Source organism: Variovorax sp. GW821-FHT10D07, assembly GCF_059415325.1.
In genome coordinates this window covers 84,080-105,670 of the sequence record NZ_JBWKMZ010000009.1, presented here as the reverse complement: position 1 = coordinate 105,670, position 21,591 = coordinate 84,080, and the positions used below count along the sequence as shown (strand labels likewise).

Annotated in this window: 25 protein-coding genes; 17 read left to right on the top strand and 8 right to left on the bottom strand. The window is 69.5% G+C overall.

Features of this window, described 5'->3' with window-relative positions:
- The first annotated feature begins 28 nt into the window (after positions 1–28).
- The 8 genes from AC07PU_RS24675 (at position 29) to AC07PU_RS24640 (ending at position 7,925) form a co-directional block, all read left to right on the top strand.
- A complete protein-coding gene (locus AC07PU_RS24675) occupies positions 29–913 on the top strand; it encodes a transglutaminase-like domain-containing protein (RefSeq protein WP_203203522.1) in 885 nt (294 codons plus the stop codon).
- A 170-nt stretch (positions 914–1,083) separates the two neighbouring features.
- A complete protein-coding gene (gene mnmG, locus AC07PU_RS24670; RefSeq protein ID WP_495321268.1) occupies positions 1,084–3,036 on the top strand; it encodes a tRNA uridine-5-carboxymethylaminomethyl(34) synthesis enzyme MnmG in 1,953 nt (650 codons plus the stop codon).
- Positions 3,033–3,671, top strand: a complete 639-nt coding sequence (rsmG, locus tag AC07PU_RS24665; RefSeq protein ID WP_495321266.1) for a 16S rRNA (guanine(527)-N(7))-methyltransferase RsmG — start codon at positions 3,033–3,035, stop codon at positions 3,669–3,671. The genes mnmG and rsmG overlap by 4 nt, the downstream gene beginning before the upstream one ends.
- Before the next feature lie 147 nt (positions 3,672–3,818).
- Positions 3,819–4,433 (top strand): LysE family transporter, encoded by a 615-nt coding sequence (locus tag AC07PU_RS24660; RefSeq protein ID WP_490876246.1) that lies wholly within the window; start codon positions 3,819–3,821, stop codon positions 4,431–4,433.
- 9 nt (positions 4,434–4,442) lie between these two features.
- Positions 4,443–5,360, top strand: coding sequence for a ParA family protein (locus tag AC07PU_RS24655; protein ID WP_093343656.1), 918 nt, complete (start codon positions 4,443–4,445; stop codon positions 5,358–5,360).
- Between the two features lie 42 nt (positions 5,361–5,402).
- Complete coding sequence (locus AC07PU_RS24650) at positions 5,403–5,951, top strand: RBBP9/YdeN family alpha/beta hydrolase (protein ID WP_296788435.1); 549 nt, start codon at positions 5,403–5,405, stop codon at positions 5,949–5,951.
- On the top strand, positions 5,951–6,913 hold the full coding sequence (locus AC07PU_RS24645) for a ParB/RepB/Spo0J family partition protein (protein WP_093343659.1): 963 nt from the start codon (positions 5,951–5,953) through the stop codon (positions 6,911–6,913). The genes AC07PU_RS24650 and AC07PU_RS24645 overlap by 1 nt, the downstream gene beginning before the upstream one ends.
- Positions 6,914–7,019: 106 nt before the next feature.
- On the top strand, positions 7,020–7,925 hold the full coding sequence (locus AC07PU_RS24640; RefSeq protein ID WP_495321262.1) for a CsgG/HfaB family protein: 906 nt from the start codon (positions 7,020–7,022) through the stop codon (positions 7,923–7,925).
- Between the two features lie 99 nt (positions 7,926–8,024).
- Here the strand turns inward: AC07PU_RS24640 and AC07PU_RS24635 are convergent, their stop codons facing one another.
- Positions 8,025–9,449: an FAD-binding oxidoreductase gene (locus AC07PU_RS24635; protein ID WP_093343662.1), complete on the bottom strand. Its 1,425-nt coding sequence runs from the start codon at positions 9,447–9,449 to the stop codon at positions 8,025–8,027.
- A gap of 212 nt (positions 9,450–9,661) precedes the next feature.
- Between AC07PU_RS24635 and AC07PU_RS24630 the strand changes: the two genes are divergently transcribed.
- The 3 genes from AC07PU_RS24630 to AC07PU_RS24620 are packed head-to-tail and all read left to right on the top strand — an operon-like array spanning position 9,662 to position 11,160.
- Positions 9,662–10,171, top strand: a complete 510-nt coding sequence (locus AC07PU_RS24630; protein ID WP_296788655.1) for a DinB family protein — start codon at positions 9,662–9,664, stop codon at positions 10,169–10,171.
- 13 nt (positions 10,172–10,184) lie between these two features.
- Complete coding sequence (locus AC07PU_RS24625; protein ID WP_208513809.1) at positions 10,185–10,766, top strand: cob(I)yrinic acid a,c-diamide adenosyltransferase; 582 nt, start codon at positions 10,185–10,187, stop codon at positions 10,764–10,766.
- A 31-nt stretch (positions 10,767–10,797) separates the two neighbouring features.
- The gene (locus AC07PU_RS24620; RefSeq protein WP_495321259.1) at positions 10,798–11,160 is read left to right on the top strand and encodes a hypothetical protein; all 363 of its coding nucleotides are present in this window, start codon (positions 10,798–10,800) and stop codon (positions 11,158–11,160) included.
- A 16-nt stretch (positions 11,161–11,176) separates the two neighbouring features.
- Here the strand turns inward: AC07PU_RS24620 and AC07PU_RS24615 are convergent, their stop codons facing one another.
- The 3 genes from AC07PU_RS24615 to AC07PU_RS24605 all read right to left on the bottom strand — a co-directional run bounded on the left by AC07PU_RS24615 (position 11,177) and on the right by AC07PU_RS24605 (position 12,900).
- The gene (locus AC07PU_RS24615) at positions 11,177–11,815 is read right to left on the bottom strand and encodes a GDSL-type esterase/lipase family protein (protein ID WP_490878955.1); all 639 of its coding nucleotides are present in this window, start codon (positions 11,813–11,815) and stop codon (positions 11,177–11,179) included.
- Between the two features lie 133 nt (positions 11,816–11,948).
- Complete coding sequence (locus tag AC07PU_RS24610; RefSeq protein WP_495321257.1) at positions 11,949–12,365, bottom strand: VOC family protein; 417 nt, start codon at positions 12,363–12,365, stop codon at positions 11,949–11,951.
- Positions 12,366–12,471: 106 nt separating this feature from the next.
- Entirely contained in the window at positions 12,472–12,900 is a 429-nt protein-coding gene (locus AC07PU_RS24605) for a winged helix-turn-helix transcriptional regulator (protein WP_296788452.1), read from the bottom strand.
- Between the two features lie 147 nt (positions 12,901–13,047).
- Here AC07PU_RS24605 and AC07PU_RS24600 point away from each other — a divergent pair, with 147 nt between their 5' ends.
- Positions 13,048–13,644 carry a dihydrofolate reductase family protein gene (locus tag AC07PU_RS24600; protein WP_093343670.1) on the top strand — a complete coding sequence of 199 codons (597 nt, stop codon included), beginning with the start codon at positions 13,048–13,050 and terminating at the stop codon, positions 13,642–13,644.
- A 154-nt stretch (positions 13,645–13,798) separates the two neighbouring features.
- On the top strand, positions 13,799–14,209 hold the full coding sequence (locus tag AC07PU_RS24595; RefSeq protein ID WP_093343671.1) for an RcnB family protein: 411 nt from the start codon (positions 13,799–13,801) through the stop codon (positions 14,207–14,209).
- Between the two features lie 92 nt (positions 14,210–14,301).
- Here AC07PU_RS24595 and AC07PU_RS24590 read toward each other — a convergent pair whose 3' ends face one another.
- Together AC07PU_RS24590 and AC07PU_RS24585 are read right to left on the bottom strand one after the other, a co-directional pair.
- A complete protein-coding gene (locus tag AC07PU_RS24590; protein ID WP_093343673.1) occupies positions 14,302–14,565 on the bottom strand; it encodes a hypothetical protein in 264 nt (87 codons plus the stop codon).
- 176 nt (positions 14,566–14,741) lie between these two features.
- Positions 14,742–15,686, bottom strand: coding sequence for a CysB family HTH-type transcriptional regulator (locus AC07PU_RS24585; RefSeq protein ID WP_057591795.1), 945 nt, complete (start codon positions 15,684–15,686; stop codon positions 14,742–14,744).
- Between the two features lie 176 nt (positions 15,687–15,862).
- On the opposite strand from AC07PU_RS24585, the gene AC07PU_RS24580 reads away from it, so the two are divergent.
- Complete coding sequence (locus tag AC07PU_RS24580; RefSeq protein WP_093343675.1) at positions 15,863–16,465, top strand: TetR/AcrR family transcriptional regulator; 603 nt, start codon at positions 15,863–15,865, stop codon at positions 16,463–16,465.
- 205 nt (positions 16,466–16,670) lie between these two features.
- Positions 16,671–17,588, top strand: coding sequence for an alpha/beta hydrolase (locus AC07PU_RS24575; protein WP_495321252.1), 918 nt, complete (start codon positions 16,671–16,673; stop codon positions 17,586–17,588).
- Between the two features lie 16 nt (positions 17,589–17,604).
- Here the strand turns inward: AC07PU_RS24575 and AC07PU_RS24570 are convergent, their stop codons facing one another.
- The gene (locus AC07PU_RS24570; RefSeq protein ID WP_495321250.1) at positions 17,605–18,582 is read right to left on the bottom strand and encodes a fatty acid desaturase; all 978 of its coding nucleotides are present in this window, start codon (positions 18,580–18,582) and stop codon (positions 17,605–17,607) included.
- 136 nt (positions 18,583–18,718) lie between these two features.
- On the opposite strand from AC07PU_RS24570, the gene AC07PU_RS24565 reads away from it, so the two are divergent.
- Both AC07PU_RS24565 and AC07PU_RS24560 read left to right on the top strand, forming a co-directional pair.
- The gene (locus AC07PU_RS24565) at positions 18,719–19,699 is read left to right on the top strand and encodes a Bug family tripartite tricarboxylate transporter substrate binding protein (RefSeq protein ID WP_495321248.1); all 981 of its coding nucleotides are present in this window, start codon (positions 18,719–18,721) and stop codon (positions 19,697–19,699) included.
- 1 nt (position 19,700) lies between these two features.
- On the top strand, positions 19,701–21,308 hold the full coding sequence (locus AC07PU_RS24560) for a rhodanese-like domain-containing protein (protein ID WP_495321246.1): 1,608 nt from the start codon (positions 19,701–19,703) through the stop codon (positions 21,306–21,308).
- Between the two features lies 1 nt (position 21,309).
- On the opposite strand, the gene minE is transcribed toward AC07PU_RS24560, so the two are convergent.
- Positions 21,310–21,588 carry a cell division topological specificity factor MinE gene (gene minE, locus AC07PU_RS24555; protein WP_093343682.1) on the bottom strand — a complete coding sequence of 93 codons (279 nt, stop codon included), beginning with the start codon at positions 21,586–21,588 and terminating at the stop codon, positions 21,310–21,312.
- Positions 21,589–21,591 lie beyond the last annotated feature (3 nt).

Genomic DNA, 21,591 nt, shown 5'->3' with positions numbered 1-21,591 from the left:
GCCACGCGAAGAAGGGAAGGGGAGCCACATGCACATCTCGCACATCGAGGCGCAGCTGGACTACGAAGTCGGCGCGCCGGCCCATCTGCTGCTGAACATCGAGGCGGCCCGCGCGGGCGCGCAGGCGGTGATCCGCGAGACCCTCACGATCGAGCCGGCGGCCGAGGTGCAGGTGTTCTGCGACGAGGCCAGCGGCAACCGCTTCCTGCGCTTCGACGTGGCGCCGGGGCCGCTGAAGATCGCCTACACCGCGACCGTGCAGCGCACCCAGGTCGACGTGCCGCACGACCTGCCCGAAGTGCCGGTCAACGAAGTGCCCGACGAGGTGCTGCACTACATGATGCCGACGCGCTACTGCGAGTCGGACCTGATGGCGCGCTGCGCCTACCAGCTCTTCGGCGACCTGCCGCCGGGCATCGGCCGCGTGCAGGCGATCGTCGACTGGATCCACGACAGCATCACCTACGAGTCGGGCAGCACCGACTCGACCACCACGGCGCGCGAGGTCTTCGTGCAGCGCGCCGGCGTGTGCCGCGACTTCGCGCACCTGGGCATCACCTTCTGCCGCGCGCTCAACATCCCGGCGCGGCTGGTCGTGGGCTACGTGGCCTTCGAGGAACCGCCGCAGGATTTCCATGCCGTGTTCGAGGCCTGGCTCGGCGGGCGCTGGGTGCTGTTCGATGCCACGCGCATGGCGCCGGTCGACCGCCTCGTGCGCGTGGGCACCGGGCGCGATGCGAAGGACGTGGCTTTCTGCACCATCTTCGGCAGCGTGAGCATGCGCGACAAGCAGATCGTGGTGACCGAGCTGCAGGACCAGAGCGTGGCGCCGCCCGTGGAACCGCCGGCCAGCGGCGCACTCGTCGGCATCGAGAAGCCAGTGCCGGTGGTGGAGCTGGCCACGTCGGCTTGACCCATGATAGTTTGCTACAAAAAAGATAGCAAACTATCGAGGCCCTGAAGGGTTTGGCGGACTTTTAGAGTCTCGCAACCAGCTTGCCCCCACAGTGGGCGCGAGCAGGGTGGGCCGATTAAAATCATGGCCCTCCTTTGCGCCGCGCACGCGTCAGTGCGCCCCCTCTCATGCTTTATCCCGAAGAATTCGACGTGATCGTCGTCGGTGGCGGCCATGCCGGCACCGAAGCCGCGCTCGCTGCCGCCCGCATGGGCGCGAAGACGCTGCTGCTGTCCCACAACATCGAGACGCTGGGCCAGATGAGCTGCAACCCCTCGATCGGCGGCATCGGCAAGGGCCACCTGGTGAAGGAGGTCGACGCGCTCGGTGGCGCGATGGCGATCGCCACCGACGAGGCCGGCATCCAGTTCCGCATCCTCAACTCGAGCAAGGGTCCGGCCGTGCGCGCCACGCGCGCCCAGGCCGACCGCGTGCTCTACAAGGCGGCGATCCGCCACCGCCTCGAGAACCAGCCGAACCTGAGCCTGTTCCAGCAGGCGGTCGACGACCTGATGGTTGAGGGCGATCGCGTGGTGGGCGCGGTCACGCAGGTCGGCATCGCCTTCCGCGCGCGCACCGTGGTGCTGACCGCGGGCACCTTCCTCGACGGCCGCATCCACGTCGGCCTCGACAACTACCAGGCCGGCCGCGCGGGCGACCCGCCGGCCGTGAGCCTGTCGGCGCGTCTCAAGGAGCTCAAGCTGCCGCAGGGCCGGCTCAAGACCGGCACGCCGCCGCGGCTCGACGGCCGCAGCATCGACTTCTCGAAGTGCACCGAGCAGCCCGGTGACGGCATGCCTGGTGGGGCAGGGCCGATGCCGGTGTTCAGCTTCCTCGGCAAGGTCGAGATGCATCCGCAACAGATGCCGTGCTGGATCACGCACACCAACGCGCGCACGCACGAGATCATCCGCTCGGGCTTCGACCGCAGCCCGATGTTCACCGGCAAGATCGACGGCGTCGGTCCGCGCTACTGCCCGAGCGTCGAGGACAAGATCAACCGCTTCGCCGACAAGGACAGCCACCAGATCTTCCTCGAGCCCGAGGGCCTGACCACCAACGAGTACTACCCGAACGGCATCTCGACCAGCCTGCCTTTCGACATCCAGTACCAGCTGGTGCGCTCGATGCCCGGACTGGAGAACGCCCACATCCTGCGTCCCGGCTACGCGATCGAGTACGACTACTTCGATCCGCGCGAACTCAAGAGCAGCTTCGAATCCCGCGCGATCCAGGGCCTGTTCTTCGCCGGGCAAATCAACGGCACCACCGGCTACGAAGAGGCGGCGGCCCAGGGCCTGTTCGCCGGCATCAATGCCGCGCTGCAATGCCGTGGCGAAGACGCCTGGCTGCCGCGCCGCGACGAAGCCTACCTTGGCGTGCTGGTCGATGATCTGATCACCAAGGGTGTGACCGAGCCCTACCGCATGTTCACGAGCCGTGCCGAGTTCCGGCTGCAGCTGCGCGAGGACAACGCCGACATGCGCCTGACCGAAGCAGGGCGCAAGCTGGGCCTGGTCGACGACGTGCGCTGGGATGCTTTCAGCCGCAAGCGCGACGCTGTTTCACGTGAAACAGAGCGGCTCAAGTCGATCTGGGTGAACCCGCGCAACCTGCCGGCGACCGAGTCGGTGCGGGTGCTCGGCAAGGCGATCGAGCACGAGTACAACCTGGCCGACCTGCTGCGCCGACCCGATGTGAACTATCAGACCCTGATGTCGCTGGACGGTGGCAAGTACGGCGCCGAGGCCGAACTCAGCGAGATCGAGATCGAGCAGATCGAAATCTCGGCCAAGTATTCGGGCTACATCGAGCGCCAGAACGACGAGGTGGAGCGTGCCGCCCACTTCGAAAGTCTCAAGATGCCGGCCGATTTCGACTACGGCCAGGTCAAGGCCCTGAGTTTCGAGGTGCGCCAGAAGCTCGCGAAGCACAAGCCCGAGACCTTGGGCCTGGCCTCGCGCATCTCGGGCGTGACGCCGGCGGCTATTTCGCTGTTGCTGATCCACCTACGCAAGGGCGGCCACAAGGCCTTTTCCGCGACCAAGGAAGCAGCCACCGAGCCGCAGTCCGCCGAATGACGGCGACGATCGAACGGCTGCGCGCGGGCGCGGAGACGCTGGGCGTGCCCTTGTCCGAGCGCCAGGCCGAGCAGCTCACGGCCTATGGCGCGCTGATGCTCAAGTGGAACAAGGTCTACAACCTCACGGCGCTGCGCGACCCCGACAGCGTGCTGACCCACCACCTGCTCGACAGCCTCGCGGTGATTCCGCCGCTGCAGCGCGAGTGGGCAGGGCAGGGCAAGCTGCTGGACGTGGGATCGGGGGCCGGATTGCCTGGCGTGGTCATCGCGATCCTGCGGCCCGATCTCGACGTCACCTGCCTCGACGCGGTCGCGAAGAAGATGGCTTTCGTGCAGCAGGTGGCCGGCGAGCTGGTGCTGCCGAACCTGCGCGGGCTTCACGCCCGGGTCGAAAAGCTCGAAGGCCGCTTCGACCTGATCAGCTCGCGCGCCTTCGCGTCGCTGCCCGATTTCTTCTCGGGCTCCTCGCACCTGCTGGCCGAGGGCGGCAAGTGGCTCGCGATGAAGGGCAAGAATCCGGTCGATGAACTCGACGGACTGCCGGCAGAAGTTGCGGTGTTTCACGTGGAACAACTGACGGTGCCCGGCCTCGACGCCGAGCGTTGCATCGTCTGGGCGCGAAAACAGGCCTGATCCGTGCCCGGCAAGACGGCGTTGCTCGTCGTCTTGCCAAAAGAAACGCGCGGGCCGCGCAAAACCGGCCGTTCGGCCAATCGCCGCGCCACCTGCCTCGCTTAGACTCGACGGCTCCCCTTTCCCTCTTTCCACGAGGCAATTCCCATGTTCGGCATCGCTGACTACGGCGCGTTCGTCGTCGCCATCATCCTGTTCCTCCTGATTCCCGGCCCGGGCAACCTGGCGCTGATCACGTCGACCAGCAAAGGCGGAATTCGCGGCGGCCTGGCGGCGACCCTGGGCGTGATTGCCGGCGACCAGGTGCTGATGTGGGCCGCGGTGGCGGGCGTGTCGGCCGTGCTGGCCACCTATCCGACCGCCTTCAAGGCGGTGCAGTGGCTCGGCGCCGGCTACCTGGCCTGGCTGGGCTTCAAGATGCTGCGCGCCAAGCCCGGTGCCGCGCCCATCCTCAACATCCGCCCGCGCCACTTCATGCGGCAGGCGCTGATGATCACCTTGCTGAACCCCAAGGCGATCGTGTTCTACATGGCCTTCTTCCCGCTGTTCGTCGACCCGGCCCGTCACCAGGGCGTGGTCACTTTCGGCGCGATGGCGGTCACGATCGCGGCGCTGACCTTTCTCTACGGTCTGACTTCCACGCTGCTGACCCACTTCCTGGCTGAGCGCATCCGCGCCAATCCGCGGATCTCGGCCACGCTCGAGAAGCTGGCCGGTGTCTTCCTGATCGCCTTCGGCGTCAAGCTCGCCGCCTCGAACTGATCCTCCTCCATGGCCAAGATTTTCTGCATCGCCAACCAGAAGGGCGGCGTCGGCAAGACCACCACCACCGTCAACCTCGCCGCCGGCCTGGCCAAGGTGGGCCAGCGCGTGCTGATGATCGACCTCGACCCGCAGGGCAATGCCACCATGGGTTCGGGCATCGACAAACGCCAGCTCGAGACCACGGTGTACGACGTGCTGCTCGAGTCGGCTTCGGTGGCCGAGGCGCGGGTCAAGGCCGACAAGCTGGCGGAGGGCGGCTACGCCTACGACGTGCTGGGCGCCAACCGCGAGCTGGCTGGTGCCGAGGTCGAGATGGTCGCGCTCGACCGCCGCGAGAAGCGCCTGCGCACCGCGCTGGCCGCGGTCGGTGCCGAGTACGACTTCGTGCTGATCGACTGCCCGCCCAGCCTGAGCCTGCTGACGCTCAACGGCCTGTGCGCGGCGCATGGCGTGATCGTGCCGATGCAGTGCGAGTACTTCGCGCTCGAGGGCCTGACCGACCTGGTCAACACCATCAAGCAGGTGCACGCCAACCTCAACAAGAACCTGCAGATCATCGGCCTGCTGCGCGTGATGTTCGATCCGCGCATCACGCTGCAGCAGCAGGTCAGCGAGCAGCTCAAGGCGCACTTCGGCGACAAGGTGTTCGACACCGTGATCCCGCGCAACGTGCGGCTGGCCGAAGCGCCGAGCTACGGACTGCCGGGCGTGGTCTTCGATCCGGCGGCGCGCGGCAGCCAGGCTTTCATCGCCTTCGCCGAAGAGTTGATCGCGAAGATGCCACCCGCGAGCGCCTTCGCTTCGGGCGCGGTGGCGCCCAGCACGCCGCCGGCACCGGGCCGCACCTCGCCCGACCTGCCGATTCCCGAGGACGTGCTGGCACCGGTCGGCGAGCCCAAGTCCAGCAGCGAAAACAACGTCTGACCCCTATCTAGTCTATATAGTTAGCTATAAAAATAATAGCAAATGAGTGTTGAACCCCGCGTCCTCCTGCTGCCTGGCTGGCAGAACAGCGGCCCCGGCCACTGGCAGACCCTCTGGGAAGAAAAGCACCACGACCACCGCGTGGAACAGCATGAATGGATGCGGCCGCTGCGCGGCGACTGGTCGGCGCGGCTCGAGGAGGAAGTGCTGGCTTCGCCCGGCGACGTGGTCCTCGCCGCTCACAGCCTGGGCTGCATCCTGGTGGCGGCCTGGGCCGCCCATTCGCGCAACACCGCGCGGGTACGCGGTGCGCTGCTGGTCGCGCCCGGCGACCTCGAGCGCGAGGACGTGCGGCAGATGATCCCGGGCTGGGCGCCGATCGTGCGCCAGCCGCTGCCTTTTCCCGCCGTGCTGATCGCGGCCAACGACGACCCGTACTGCGAGGCCGCCCGCTCGCGCCAGATGGCGAGCGACTGGGGCGCGCGCTTCGTCGACGCGGGCGCGCGCGGCCACCTCAATGCTGAATCCGGCCTGGGCGACTGGCCCGAGGGCCGGCAACTCCTGAACGACGTGTCGAAAGAAAAGAACTGATGGCGACCAAGAAACCCAAGGGCCTGGGCCGCGGCCTCGAGGCGCTGCTCGGCCCGACGGCCGCCCCTTCCAGCGACAACGCCGGCGACGGCAGCTCCGGCGAGAACGGCGCGCCGCAGAACCCCAACAGCCTGCGGCTCGACCAGATGGTGGCCGGCGTCTACCAGCCGCGGACCCGCATGGACGAGGGCGCGCTCTACGAGCTGGCCGAGAGCATCAAGGCGCAGGGGATCATGCAGCCGATCCTGGTGCGCCGCCTCGACGAGGAGTCCGCGGCCGCCAAGAACGCCGAGTTCGAAATCATCGCGGGCGAACGCCGCTTCCGCGCCGCCAGGTTGGCCGGTCTCGAGAGCGTGCCGGTGCTGGTGCGCGACGTGCCCAACGAGGCCGCCGCGGCGATGTCGCTGATCGAGAACATCCAGCGCGAGGACCTGAATCCGCTCGAAGAGGCCCAGGGCCTGCAGCGCCTGGTCAGCGAGTTCGGCCTCACGCACGAGGCCGCCGCCCAGGCCGTGGGCCGCTCGCGCAGCGCCGCCAGCAACCTGCTGCGCCTGCTCAACCTGGCCGAGCCCGCACAGGCGATGCTGATGGCGGGCGACATCGACATGGGCCACGCACGCGCGCTGCTGTCGCTGGACCGCGGCACCCAGATCACGGCGGCCAACCAGATCGCCGCCAAGAAGATGTCGGTGCGCGAGGCCGAGGCGCTGGTGAAGAAGCTCGCGGCCGAATTCAGCCTCACGGCCACGCCGCGGCGCAGCGGCCAGACCGGCGAGAAATCGCGCGACCTCGAGCGGGTCGAGGAAGAACTGGCCGACCTGCTGACCGCCGAGGTCGAGGTGCGGATCAAGAAGCGCAGCAAGCGCGGCGGCAAGATCGAGGAGAGCGGCGAGCTCGCGATCCACTTCGGCTCGATCGATGCGCTCAACGGGCTGATCGAGCGGATCCGCCGAACGGCCTAAGCCGCTTCGCGGCGTCCTCCGACGTCCGCTTGATTGTTCCAGTCATCCATTGCGCGTATCCTCGCCGCAGCTTTTTTCCACCCGATCTCGCCAGAGGGAGCTCTCCATGAAGTTCATCACCACCCGTTTCCCGTTCGCGGCCGTGGCCGTGGGCGCGTTGCTGCTCACGGGCTGCGCCACCACCGACATGCAGATGGGCAGCCAGTCGGCCAAGACCATGGCCACCGGCAGCGCCGCCGGCGGCGCCACCTCGGGCGAGAGCAGCCAGCTCGAGCGCTGCGAATCGCCGCTGGGCACCGTCTCGCTGATCGAGAACGTCAACGCGGGCTGGTACACCATCCTCACGGGCGAATACCGCCTTCCGCCTACTGCAAACCTGTTGCGTTTGCTGGTGCAGCAGTCGAACTGCTTCGTGGTGGTCGAGCGCGGCGCGGCCGGCATGAACGCGATGACGCGCGAGCGCGCGCTGCAGCAGTCGGGCGAGATGCGCGGCGGCAGCAACTTCGGCCGCGGCCAGATGGTGGCGTCGGACTACGGCCTGTCGCCCGAGATCGTGTTCAGCAACAGCGATGCGGGCGGCATCGGCGGTTCGCTCGGCGGCCTGGTGGGCGGCAACCGCGGCCGCGCGCTGGCCGCGATCGGCGGCAACATGCAGACCAAGGAAGCCTCGGCGCTGCTGACCCTGATCGACAACCGCTCGGGCGTGCAGGTCGCGGCTTCCGAAGGCAGCGCCTCCAAGACCGACTTCGGTGCCTTCGGCTCCATCGTCGGCCGCAGCGCCGGCGGCGGCCTCGGCGGCTACACCAACACCGCGCAGGGCAAGGTGATCGCGGCGGCCTTCATGGACGCCTTCAACCAGATGGTCCGCTCGCTGCGCAACTACAAGGCGCAGACGGTGCGCGGCCAGGGCCTGGGCGGCGGCGGCCGGCTCGGCGTGGATGGCGGCGCGGCACCGTCCCAGACCTACGTGCCGGCCGAGCAGCCGCAGCAGCCGGCGCGCCGCCGCAAGTAATCGTGAGCAGGGCCTTTGGGCCCCTTGCTTCACGCCATGCAAAAAGCCCGGGGCTTCCTTCGAAGCCGCCGGGCTTTTTGCCGGATGCGCAGCGTGCGCTCAGAGCTGGAAGATCTTGCCCGGGTTCATGATGTTCTTCGGATCGAGCGCGCGCTTGATCGTGCGCATCATGTCGATCGCGCCGGCGCCGGCCTCGGTCACCAGGAAGTCCATCTTGTGCAGGCCCACGCCGTGCTCGCCGGTGCAGGTGCCCTCGAGCGCGAGCGCGCGGCTCACCAGCGCGTGGTTGAGCGCCTCGGCCTTCACGCGCTCCTCGGGCACGTTCGGATCGAGCAGGTAGCCGAAGTGGAAGTTGCCGTCGCCCACGTGGCCGACGAGGAAGTAGGGGATGCCGCTGGCATCGGCCTCGGCCACCGAGTCGAGCAGGCAGTCGGCCAGGCGCGAGATCGGCACGCAGGTGTCGGTCGAGATCACGCGGCAGCCCGGGCGCGACTGCACCGCGGCGAAGTAGCTGTTGTGCCGCGCGGTCCACAGGCGCGTGCGTTCTTCCGGCGTGCTGGCCCATTCGAAGGCATTGCCGCCGTGGCCGCTGGCGAGTTCCTGCACCGTCTCGGCCTGTTCCTTCACGCCCGCGGGCGAGCCGTGGAACTCCATCAGCAGCATCGGTTCCTCGCGCAGGTTCAGCTTGGCGTAGGCATTCACCATGCGCACCGTGTTCACGTCGATCAGCTCCACGCGCGCGATCGGCACGCCGAGCTGGATGGTCTCGATGGTGGTGCGCACGGCCGCCTCGATGCTCGGGAACGAGCAGATCGCGGCCGACACCGCCTCGGGCAGCGGATAGATGCGCAGCGTGATCTCGGTGACCACGCCCAGCGTGCCTTCGCTGCCCACCATCAGGCGCGTGAGGTCGTAGCCGGCCGAGGACTTCTTCGCGCGCGTGCCGGTGCGGATCGTGTCGCCGGCGGCCGTCACCACCTCGAGCGCCAGCACGTTCTCGCGCATCGTGCCGTAGCGCACCGCGTTCGTGCCGCTGGCGCGCGTGGCCGTCATGCCGCCGATGGAGGCATCGGCGCCCGGGTCGATCGGGAAGAACAGGCCGGTGCTCTTGATCTCCTCGTTGAGCTGCTTGCGCGTGACGCCCGGCTGCACCGTGACCGTGAGGTCGTCGGCATTGACCGACAGCACGCGGTTCATGCGCGACACGTCGATGCTGATGCCGCCCTGCACCGCGAGCAGGTGGCCCTCGAGCGAGGAGCCCACGCCGAAGGGGATGACGGGCACGCTGTACTCGCTCGCGAGCTTCACGGCATCGGCCACGTCCTGCGTGCTCTCGGCGAACACCACGGCCGAGGGCGGTGGTGCATCGAACGAGGATTCGTCGCGACCGTGCTGCGTGCGCACCGCGAGCGCCGTGGAACAGCGTTCGCCGAAGCGGGCCTTGAGCGCATCGATCAGCACTGCCGGCACCTCGCGCAGATGAAGCTCCGGCAGCAGGTGCGAGGTCGAGGTCGGGGCGTTCATCGGAGGTCTCCTGGCTGTGGAAGAGGGGGAAAAGAGGGGCGGGGGCTAACGGACCATTCTACGAAGCGGGGCGCGAATCGGCATCGGGCCGATCCCCGTACGGCAGTCGGCCGAGGGGGTTAAGCGGCCGTGCCCGGGACGCCGATGCCGCAAAATCCTCCTCCCGCTTTTCTCCGCGGCCCGCGATGCACGGGCCGCGTGCCGCGATGACCATCGATCCCACGACCCTGCAGGCACTGGCCGCCTTTCCGGCCCAGCTCGAAGCCCACTACGCCGCGATCCCCGCCGCTTCGCGCGACTTCGCGCCGGCCTCGTGGGAGGGCGTGCCGAGCGAGCCCTTCACGCCGCTGCAGCAGGTCTGCCATGTGCGCGACATCGAGGTCGAGGGCTACCACCTGCGCTTTCGCCGCACGCTCGACGAAGAGCGCCCGGTGCTGGCCTCGATCGACAGCGAGGCCGTGAACGCGCAGCGCCCCTACGGCGCGGCCGATGCCGAGCGCGCGCTGGTCGAGTTCCGCGCCGCGCGCGCCCACACGCTGGCACTGCTGGGCACGCTCGATGCCGCGCAGTTCGCGCGCACCGCGGTGTTCGAAGGCTATGGTCCGCTCACGCTGCGCAGCCTGGTGCACTATCTGTGCAGCCACGACCAGCAGCACCTCGCGGGCCTGCAATGGCTGCGCGGCAAGATCGAGGCGCAGACCGCCTCCACCCCCTCGGCATAGGAACGAACACACCATGGGCAACCGACTCTCGCAGATCGCCACGCGCACCGGCGACGACGGCACCACCGGCCTCGGCGACAACACGCGCGTGCCCAAGGACCACCTGCGCGTGCACGCCATGGGCGACGTCGACGAGCTCAACTCGCACATCGGCCTGCTGCTGTGCGAGCCGCTGCCCGAGGCGGTGCGCGAGCTGCTGGTCGACGTGCAGCACCAGCTGTTCAACCTCGGCGGCGAGCTCTCGATGCCCGGCTATGCGCTGCTCAAGCCCGAGGCCCTGCTGCAACTCGACAACGCGCTGGCCGACCACAACGCCACGCTGCCGCGGCTGGCCGAATTCATCCTGCCGGCCGGCACCCGCGGCGCGGCGCAGGCCCATGTCTGCCGCACCATCGCGCGCCGCGCGGAACGGGCCGTGGTCGCGCTCGGCGCCACCGCCACGCTCAACGACACGCTGCGCCAGTACCTCAACCGCCTGAGCGACCTGCTGTTCGTGCTCGCGCGCGTGCTCAACCGCGTCGATGGCGGCGACGACGTCTACTGGAAGAGCGAGCGCATGGCGCGCGCCGCGGCCGCGGGCGACGAGCCCGCGTGACGATGAACCCGACGTTTCGAGGAGATCTCCGATGACCCTTCGTCCTCACTTCCGCTTTGCGGCCGCCGCGTCGCTCGCCGCGCTGATGCTGCTGCCGGCCACCGCCGTGCAGGCCCAGAGCGCCGACAACCCGCCGCGCGCGCAGCGCGCCCACACGCTCAAGCCGCCGCCGCGCGACAGCAAGGTGATCGGCGGCGTGCAGCGCGGCACCAACGCCGCGGGCCGCGGCATCGATCGCGCCGACGATGCCACGCGGCGCGGTGTCGACAACGTGTCGCAGCGCGCGAGCCGCCCGGTGCGCAACGTGGGCGAGGCCTTCGGCCGCAAGCTCGCGCCGGGCTCCAGCGGCCGCACCGCGCCGCCGCCGGTCGGACCGCAGGGCAACGCGCCCTGAGGCGCATCGGGGCCGTTCAGCGCCAGCCGGCCTTCTGCAGCTGCTCGGCGATCTGCTGCGCGATCTTCTCGTAGCCCTGCGCATTCGCATGGATGCGGTCGGAGCGCAGCGCGGGATCGGACAGCACGCCCGCATACACCGCCGGGATCAGCAGCGCCTGCTCGGCGGTCGCGACCTCTTCGTAGAGCGGCGCATCGCTGAGCGCGCCGATGGTCGCGCGCAGCAGTTCGGGCGCGGGCGTGGCGATCAGTGCCACGCGCGGCGTGTGCGTGCGCGCCTGGCGCACGATCGCCGCGATGTTGTCGCGCGTGGTCTGCAGCGGCACGCCGCGCAGCATGTCGTTGCCGCCGATGCCCACCAGCACCGCGTCGTAGCTGTCGGCCGCGAGCAGCGCGTCGAGCCGCTTCAGGGCACCGGCCGAGGTGTCGCCGTTGATGCCTTCGTTGACCACCTGCCAGCCCGTGAGCGCCGCGAGCCTCGCGGGCCAGTCCTCGCCGGGCGGCGCGCCATAGCCGAAGGTCAGGCTGTCGCCCAGCGCGAGCAGCTTGGCATCGGACTTCAGGGCCGGCTCCGAGGCCTTGCGCCGGCCGCAGGCGGCGAGCGTGGAGGCGGCGATGCCGCCGGCGAGGAGCTGCAGCAGGTGGCGTCGGTTCATGCGTGCGTGGAGGAGGAGGGGAAGAGGGGCCGTCGAGGCGGGCGCCAGCTTAGCGGCCGTTTCCGTCGATGGGCGAAAGACCGTACAGGGCTTGCGCCCGCGGCATGCGGCATGTGGCGCTCGCCGCGCCCGCTCAATCGTTCGTCTCGTCGCCCGTGGCGATCGCGCGCTCGCGCAGCTGGAACACATTGCCCTCGGTGTCGTGCCCGTCGCAATAGCGATGGCCGCCGAACGCCCATTCGGCCTCGGCCGGCTTCAATGCGCCGCCGTGCTCGGCGGCCGCGCGCCGCGCATCGCGCAGGCTCTCGACCGGAAAGACGAACTTCAGCGCCGTGTTCTCGCGCCGCACCGGCGGCTGCGACACATGGACCCGGGCCGCGATGTCGCCATGCATCGCGACCACGAACAGCTGCAGCGCGGGCGATTCGAGGGTGCTGAATCCGCCTTCGGCATGGGCGAGCGACAGGCCGGCGACGCGCGTGTAGAACGTGCTCAGGCGCGTCACGTCCTTGGCGTAGACGACGGCTGCCGCGACGGTGTGTTCGGTCATCGGACCCCTCGGTGTGTGGTTGCTGCGTTCGGGTTTGGCAGGGTGCCGGGCGGCATTCTGCCAGCGCTCCCGCGCGAGTCTGGTGACCGGACGTGACGCGTGTCTTTCAGGCCGCGCGGCCCTCGGCATGCGCACGCCGCAGCTCCGCCTGCAGCTTCTTCCAGAGCGCGGGCCCGCCCTTGTCGAGCGCGGCGGCATCGGCGGCGCTGTCCTTCGTGGCGGCCGTGTGCTTGCGGCCCCAGATGCCGATCTGCGCCACCACCGGCAGCAGGTCGATGCCCATGGGCGTGAGGCTGTAGAGCGCCTTCTGCCTGTGCGTGGGATCGTCGCTCTTGCGCAGCACGCCCTGCTCGACGAGCTTGCCGAGCCGCTCGGTGAGGATGTTGGTCGAGATGCCTTCGTCGGACTGCAGGAACTCGCGGAAATGGCGCTTGCCCGCGAACATCATGTCGCGCACGATCAGCAGGCTCCAGCGGTCGCCGAAGACTTCCAGCGCGAGGTTGATCGGGCAGAGGGATTTTTCCTGGGATGCCATGGCGCGCGCTCCTACGCTTTTCTTTCGGAACCGCTTGCATTCTTGCATCGGTCGGAAGACACTGCAACCGCCCGCCGGAAACCGATTGCAATTCACAAGCGGAAAGCCGGGCGCTTCGATCCCTCCAGACCCACCAGGAGAACGCGCATGAGAAAGCTGATCCTTCAGATGCAGATGTCCGTCGACGGCTACGTGTCGGCGGCCCACGCCCACCTCGACTGGCAGCTCTGGGGCTGGGGCGATCCCTGGCCCTGGGACGAGCGGCTCAAGCAGGACTTCAACACCGTGTTCGACAGCGTGGGCACCATCCTCCTGAGCCGCAAGATCGCGGAGGAGGGCTACCTCGACCACTGGGGCCGCGCGGCGCAGCGCTTTCCGGCCGATCGCCACTACGCCTTCGCCCAGAAGATCGTCAATGCCGACAAGGTGGTGCTCTCGAACAAGCTCGAGGCCTCGCGCTGGGAGCGCACCGCGGTGGTCCATGGCGACTTGGCCGAGGCGGTCGAGACGCTCAAGCGCCAGGAGGGCGGCGACATCCTCTCGATCGGCGGCGTGGGCTTCGCGTCGGCGCTGGTCGAGGCCGGTGTGGTCGACGAGTTCCAGTTCTTCGTCAATCCGGCCGCGGTGGGCGGCGGGCTGTCGGTGTTCAACGACCGCAGCAAGGGCCACCGGCTCGCGCTGCTGCGCTCCGACGCCTACGAATGCGGCATCGTCGTCAACCGCTACGTGCCCGGCCTGCCCTGAACGGCACCATGGCGCCGCGCGGCTGTAGGAGTGCAGGAGGCGCGGATACCGCCGCTTACCTTGTTTCACTTCGCGCCTACCTGAGCGCGGGCTGACCGACACACAGGCCGCCCACAATGGACTCGTCATCACAACACGCACGAAGGAGTTCCAGATGTTCATCAACAAGACGAAGAGCATGGCCGTGGCCGCCGCGGCACTCGCCATGTGCATGGCAGCGGGCAGCGCCTTCGCGCAGGGCCGCGGCCATGACGGTCATCGCGGCGGCCCTCCGGGCCATGACCGCATGGAGCGCCGCGGCCCGCCGCCCGGCCACTGGGGCAACCAGGACTTCCGCGACGGACGCCAGTTCGATCGCCGCGGCTTCCCGCAACCGCATGCCGAATGGCGCCGCGGCGGCCGCGTGCCGAGCGAGTACCGCACGCGCAACTACGTGGTCAACGACTACCGCGCCTACCGCCTGCAGCCGCCGCCGCGCGGCTACCAGTGGATGGGCGTGGGCGGCGACTTCGTGCTGGCCGCGATCGCCACGGGCGTGATCTCGCAGATCATCGCTGGCCAATAACGATAAGTGCCCACTGCCGCAGGGCTCCGAAAGGAGCCCGCACGAAAGCCGCCGCAGGCTTCACGCCGCGGCGGCTTTCTCTTGGGGGTGCCTCAGACGAGTGCCGTGGGCGCGAGCTGCGCGCAGACGTTGCGGCCCGTGATCGTGAGCCGCAGCCCGCCGCCGTGCCATTCGAGCCAGTTGAGGTTCACGTAGGCATCGATGTCGCTGTCGTCGATGCGGTCGGCATGGCGTTGCTGCAGCAGTTCCACCGTGGCGGGCAGCCCTCGTCGCAGGCGTTCGCGCCGTTCGCTGGCTTCGGCGGCCTTGAGGGCCTTGGCCTTCGCTGTGGGGTGCTGCTGCGAAATCGATGCCATTGCTGATCCGTTCCGGAAAGCTGGGATGAATGCGAATGTACGCTCCTTGTGTGAAGCAACTGGCAGCTTTTTCATGCTTTCGTATGGAAGTCTCGCCGCTTCGGTCGACATCGTGACCGAAGCCTCGCATCCGCCGTGCGAAGTCCGAGCGCCAAGCCCTTGTCGGGCCACGCTTTTCAGATTTCGTAGTGCGAAGCCCTGGTCTCGTCGGTCAGTGCCTTTTCCACCACAGCGCGCGTGAGGGTCGGCGCGAAGGACTCGATGAAGGCGTAGACGTACTTGCGCAGGTAGTTGCCGCGCCGCACCGCGAGCTTCGTGAGATTAATGCCGAAGTGGCGCCCCGCGTCGATCGCGCGCAGCTGCGTGTCGCGCTCGGCCTCGTAGGCCACGCCGGCCACGATGCCCACGCCCATGCCGAGCTGCACGTAGGTCTTGATCACGTCGGCATCCATCGCGGCCAGCACGATGTTGGGCGTGAGCCCGCGCTGCGCGAAGGCCTCGTCGATGCGCGAGCGGCCCGTGAAGCCGGTGTCGTAGGTGATCAGCGGATAGCGCGTGAGCGCATCGAGCGTGAGCGGTGCGTCGAGCAGCGGATGGCCCGGCGGCACGATCACCGAATGGGTCCAGCGGTAGCAGGGCAGGGCGACCAGCTGCGGGTAGTCGCCCAGCGCCTCGGTGGCGATGCCCACGTCGGCCTCGCCGTCGATCAGCATCTGCGCGATCTGCTTGGGCGAGCCCTGGTGCAGGTGCAGCTTCACGTTGGGAAACTGGGCGCGGAATTCCTGCACCGCCACCGGCATCGCATAGCGCGCCTGCGAGTGCGTGGCCGTCACCGACAGCAGGCCGCTCTGCTGCGCGACGAACTCCTGCCCGGCATGCCGCAGGTTGCTGCTCTCGAGCAGCATGCGCTCGATGATCGGCAGCACGTGGCCGCCGGGTTCGGTGAGGCCGGTGAGCCGCTTGCCGGCCCGCACGAAGAGCTCGATGCCGAGCTCCTCCTCGAGTTCGCGGATCTGCCGGCTCACGCCGGGCTGCGAGGTGTGGAGGGTATGGGCGACCTCGGTCAGGTTGAAGCCGCAACGAACGGCCTCGCGTACCGAGCGCAGTTGTTGGAAGTTCATCTGGCGCGGAAGGGTCATGTCCCGGAGCGGGACGGACCGGGAATTCTCTGCACAACGGCTTATGCGGGGAACGATGCGTTTGTTGGTTTCACATGAGCAAATCATCTTTGGGCCCTCTGGCAAGGCGGCCTTTGCGTTGGCTTGCCATTTCGCACGACTGTGCTAAAGTGCGCCGCATGGACGCCAAGACCCAGAAAAGCGAGCTGACCCGTACCGCCATCGTCGGCGCGGCGATGGATCTCGCGCTGGCCGAGGGCCTGGAGGCGATCACGCTGCAGGCGATCGCGAGCCGGCTGGCCCTGTCCAAGAGCGGCGTGTTCTCGCGCGTGGGATCGCGCGAGGCGCTGCAGAAGGCCGTCATCGAGGAATACGGCCGCCGCTTCCTGGCCGACGTGTTCGTGCCTGCGATGCAGAAGCCCAAGGGCCTGGCGCGGCTGACCGACATCGTCGAGCGCTGGATCGCGCGCACGCGCGACGTCGAGAGCGAGACCGGCTGCCTCTACATGGCGGGCGCCTTCGAATACGACGACCGCGAGGGCGAGCTGCGCGAGCTGCTGCTCGCCGAGATCACCCGCTGGCGCGCCGCGCTGCGCCGCACCGTGCTGCAGGCGGTGGACAGCGGCGAGCTCAAGGCCGGCACCGACGCCGCGCTGCTGGTCAGCGAGCTCAACGGCCTCGTGATGACCCTGCTGCACGACGCGCGCTTCCTGCGCGACCCGCTGGCCGGCGAGCATGCCGCGCGCAGCTGGCGGCGCATCCTTTCCGACTACCGCGCCTGAGGCAGGTCCCGGGCGCACGCTTTTCGTCTTTGCTTATCTGAATTTCGCACAACCGTGCGATAAAAAAGGAGAAACACCATGCTGATCATTGCCCTCTGCCTGGCCGTCTACGCGCTGGCCCTCGGCGTCGAAACCCTGCGCGAAGCCCTGCGTGCGCTGCCCGGCAGCAACCAGGACTGGGTCTGGTACTGAAGGGGCGCACGGCATGACGAGCAGCGCCACGCCTTCGGCCTCCACCCACGCCGCGCGTTCCGGCTACTACGGCGCCAGCCTCCGGCTGCGCGCCGTGCGCTGGACGCTCGGTGCCATCGAGCGCCTCTGGCCCGCGCTCGGCGTGCGCGCGGCCAGCCGCGTGTTCCGCACGCCGCTGCCGCCCAAGTGGCTCTACCGCGGCCAGGGGCCGGGCGCCGAGTGGCGGCGCGAGACCTGGGCCTTCGAACAGGGCAGCCTCGGCCTCTACCATCTCGCCTCGCAGGCCTCGGCCGTCGACGAGACGCCCGTGGTGCTGCTGATGCACGGCTGGGGCGGCCATGCGGGCCAGATGCTGCCGCTGGCCCAGGCCATCGCCGCGGCGGGCCTGCGGCCGGTGCTGCTCGAGCTGCCGGCGCACGGCCGCAGCGCGGGCTGGGCCAGCAACCTGCCGCAGTTCGCGCGCGCGCTCGAGTACGTCGCGGCGCGGCTCGCGGCCGAGGGCCATGCGCTGCGCGCGGCCATCGCGCACTCGATGGGCGGCAACGCACTGGCCTACGCGGCGGCGCGCGGACTGCCGGCCGAGCGGCTGGTGCTGCTGGCGCCGCCCGCCTCGCCGCGCGAATACACGCGCTACTTCGCCCACGTGTTCGGCCTGCGCGAACGCACGCGCGCCGCGATGCAGCGGCGCATCGAATCGCGCGAAGGCATCCTGATGCCGCAGTTCGAGCCGTCCGCCGTGGGCCCGCGCATCGCGCGGCCGACCCTGATCGTGCACGACCGCGACGACCGCGTGAACCGCTTCGCCGACAGCGAGGCCTACCGCGATGCGATCGCGGGCGCGCGGCTCGTCGCCACGCAGGGGCTGGGGCACCGCCGCATCCTCAAGGAGGCCGAGGTGATCGAACGCGTGCTGGGCTTCGTCGCTGGATAAGGCTGACGGGCCCTGGCTACCAGGCCGGATGCACCGGCACGAACACCGGCCGGAACAGGTGCCGCCGCACGATCTGCCCATAGCCGCGGTAGTAGAAGTGGCCGTTGGCCGCCAGCACCGCCGCGCGGTGGCGCCGGAAGTACACCGGGATCTCGTACCAGGGCATGGTCGGCGCGCGGTGGTGCACGTGGTGCAGGTTGTTGAAGAGGTAGAGCAGGCCGAACACCGCGTTCGATTCGACGATCGCCACGCGCTCGTGCGGCGTGTCGGCCCAGCGGTGCTCGGTGAAGGTGCGCAGCGAGCCCAGCATCATCCCCGGGTAGACGAAGCACAGCAGGTACTCGCCCAGGCTCATGCCGGCCACGCCGATCACGAAGTACAGCACCGGCGCCACGCTCAGCGCATGCCAGCCCCAGGTCGGCAAGCGCGAGAAGTCGCCGGCCGCGACCCGGCCGGTCTCGAAGCGCACCAGCTTCCACAGCCGCAGGAAGGGCCCCAGCACGACGCGGAAGGCCACCGTCTGGTTCGCCAGGTAGATCCAGCGCCAGAAGCGTCCGTAGCCGGCCCACGCCGGTGCCGAGTGGTAGGCGCTCTCGGTGTCGCGCTCGGGATGCGTGAGGTGGAAGTTGACGTGGTGCGCGCTGTGGCCGCGGTTGTAGAACGGGTACGGCAGCCACAGGTTGAGCGGCGGCCACACCACGGCCCAGCGCAGCCACTGCGGCAACTGGCGCATCGCGTGGATGCTCTCGTGCTGCAGCGAGAAGTGCAGCTGCGCGAGGTAGCCGCCGGCCGCGAACAGCGCCCAGCCCGGCAGCGCCGCATGCCACCAGACCAGCGCGGCCCAGGCCAGGTAGAGCGCGCCCGCGAGCAGCAGGGTGGGCACCTCGTAGTGCCACCACCAGTGGCGGCGGCCGCGTGCGGGGAGCGCCGCAACGACGGGCGCGATGGCCGCGGGTTGCAGCGGCTGGGTGGAGGTGCGGGCGGCGGTGTTCATGAGGAGGCGGTCCGGCCTGCGATGCTAGGAAGCCTCGGCCGCGCCGCATGCGCCCATTCCGCATAAGCAAGGGTGCGAAACTTCGTTCGCGCCGCCGCCCCCGCGCCCTAGGCTCGCTGGCTTTTTGCGTCGTCCCATGAACACCCTCCCCTCGCGCGGCCTCGCCGCCTTGCTGCTCGCCCTGTCGACCGTGCTGCCGGCCCAGGCCGCCGCGCCCGACGACTATCCGCAGCGCACCGTGCGCGTGGTCGTGCCCTACCCCGCGGGCGGCATCGCCGACAAGATCGGCCGCGAGGTCGCCGAGCAGCTGCAGCAGCGCCTGAAGCAGCCCGTGGTGGTCGAGAACCGCAGCGGCGCGGCCGGCAACATCGGCTTCGACTACGTGGCGCGCCAGCCGGCCGACGGCTACACGCTGCTGCTCGCGCCGGCCTCCAACCTCACGGTGCAGCCCGCGCTGTTCAAACAGCTGAGCTACGACCTCGCGCGCGACTTCACGCCGGTGTCGCTGCTGGTGCAGACGCCGCAGCTGCTGCTGGTCAATCCCAAGGTGCCGGTCAACAACCCGCGCGAGCTCATCGACTATTCGAAGAAGAACCCCGGCAAGGTCAACTACGGCATCAGCGTGGGCGCCTATTCGCACCTCGCAGGCGAGCTGCTCAAGTCCCAGACCGGCGCCGACTTCACGCCCATCCCCTACCAGGGCAGCGCGCCCGCCATCAACGACCTGCTCGCGGGCCAGACCCAGTTCATCTTCAACGAGGTCGTGACCGCGATCCCCTTCGTCAAGGCCGGCACGCTCAAGCCGCTGGCCGTGGCCTACCGCAGCCGCGCGCCCTGGCTGCCCGAGGTGCCCACCGCCGCCGAGGCCGGCCTCGGCGACTTCGAGGTCACCTCGTGGTACGGCGTGGTGGTGCGCAGCGGCACGCCCGCGCCGCTGGTGCAGCGGCTGTCGCGCGAGCTGCGCGAGATCGTGCAGTCGGCCGACTTCCGCAAGCGCTACGACGACATCGGCGCCTTCACGGTCGGCAGTTCGCCCGAGGAGTTCGCGCGCTTCATCCAGACCGAGACCGTCAAGTGGACCGCGGTGGTGAAGCAGGCCGGCATCCAGCCGAACTGACATGAGCGCGCACGACCGCCCCACCCTCGATGCCGCGGCGCTGCATGCACTGCTGCTGGCCGCCGACGGGCCCGAGCTCGCGCTGCTCGACGTGCGCGAGACCCGCCACTACGTAGCGCGGCATCCGAACCTCGCGCGCAATGCGCCGTTGAGCGGCCTCGAGCCGCAGATCGCCACGCTGGTGCCGCGCCGTTCCACGGCGATCGTGCTCTACGACGACCGCGCCGCGCCCGATGGCCCCGCGCACGAGGCCGCGGCCGTGCTCGAGCGGCTGGGCTACACCGATGTGCGCCTGCTGGCCGGCGGCATCGAGGCCTGGGCCGCGCAGGGGCTGCCCGTCATCGATGGTTACGGCACGCTGGTCAAGGCCTTCGGCGACCGCGCGCGGCTGCACTTCGGCACGCCCTCGGTCGGCGTCGAGGCGCTGCGCGAGCGACTGCGCGATGGCCGGCCCACCACGCTGGTCGATGCGCGGCCGCGCGCCGAATTCGAATTCCTCTCGCTGCCGGGCGCGCGCAATCATCCCGGCACCGAGCTCGCATTGCGGCGCTTCGATGCGCCCGCCGCTGCCGACCACCTCTGGGCCATCAACTGCTTCAGCCGCACGCGCGGCATCGTCGGCGCCACCACCCTGCGGCTGCTGGGCCGCGCGCGCGATGCGGTGTTCGTCGAGGACGGCGTGATGGACTGGGGCCTGCATGGCGGCCCCGTGGTGCAGAACGCCGCGCCGGCCGACCTGCTGCCGGCCGAGTCGCCCGAGCGGCTGCGCGAACTGGCCGACGGCCTGATCGCGCGCCACCGCCTGCCGCTGGCCGATGCCGCGCAGCTCGCGCGCTGGCAGGCCGACCCGCGGCGCAGCCTCTACCTGTTCGACGTGCGCCCGCAGCCCGACCCGGCCTTCGCGGGCACGGCCGTGCAGCAGGTGCCCGGCGGCCAGCTGCTGATGCATTTCGAGAACCTCGTGGGCACGCGCGGCGCGCGCATCGTGCTGTTCGACGATCCGGCGCACCGGCTGCGCGCCGCCATCACGAGCTTCTGGCTCACGCAGCTCGGCCAGGCCGAGGTGCATGTGTTCGACGGCCCGCTGCCCTCCCAGGGCCTGCCGCCGGCCCCTTCCACCGCGATCGCCGATGCCCCGCCCGCCATCGAGGCCGAGGCGCTCGAAGGCGCCACGGTGGTCGATGTCGGCCCCAGCCTGGAATACGAACGCGGCCACCTGCCGGGCGCGCTCTACCTGCTGCCGGCCTCGCTGGCGCCGCTCTCTCCTTTGATCGTGCCGGGCCGCACGCTGGTCTTCACCTCGCCCGACGGCATCGCGGCGAGCCGCGTGGCGCGCGATGCGCAACGCCGCTGGCCCGGGGCCGGCGTGCGCTTCGGCTGGCTCGCGGGCGGCACCCGGGCCTGGAAGGCCTCGGGTCGGCCGCTGTCGACCACGCTTGAGGCGGCGCGCCTGCTGACCCCATTCGACGACGACTGGGGCTCGGTGATGCGCGTGTTCGGGCCGCGGCGCGACCCGGCCTGGGCCGACTACCTTGAATGGGAGCGCGCCCTGTCGGCGCGCGTGGTCGCGGACCCGACGGTCCGCTTCCGCTTCTTCGCGCCGGACTGACTCAGCGCGCCGGCGTGGGCGCCGGGTCGGGCAGCTCGATCTTGATGTCGAGCACCTCGAGGTTGTCCTGGGTCTCCAGGTGGACCTTGATGTCCTCGGGATTGATGGCCACGTACTTCGAGATCACCGCCACCAGCTCGCGCTGGAGTTCGGGCAGATAGTCGGGCCGCCTCTTGCCGCTGAGGCTGGAACGCTCGTGGGCGAGGATGATCTGCAGGCGTTCCTTGGCAACGCTGGCAGTCTTCTTCTTTTCGCCAAGGAGGAACGAGAGGAACGACATGCC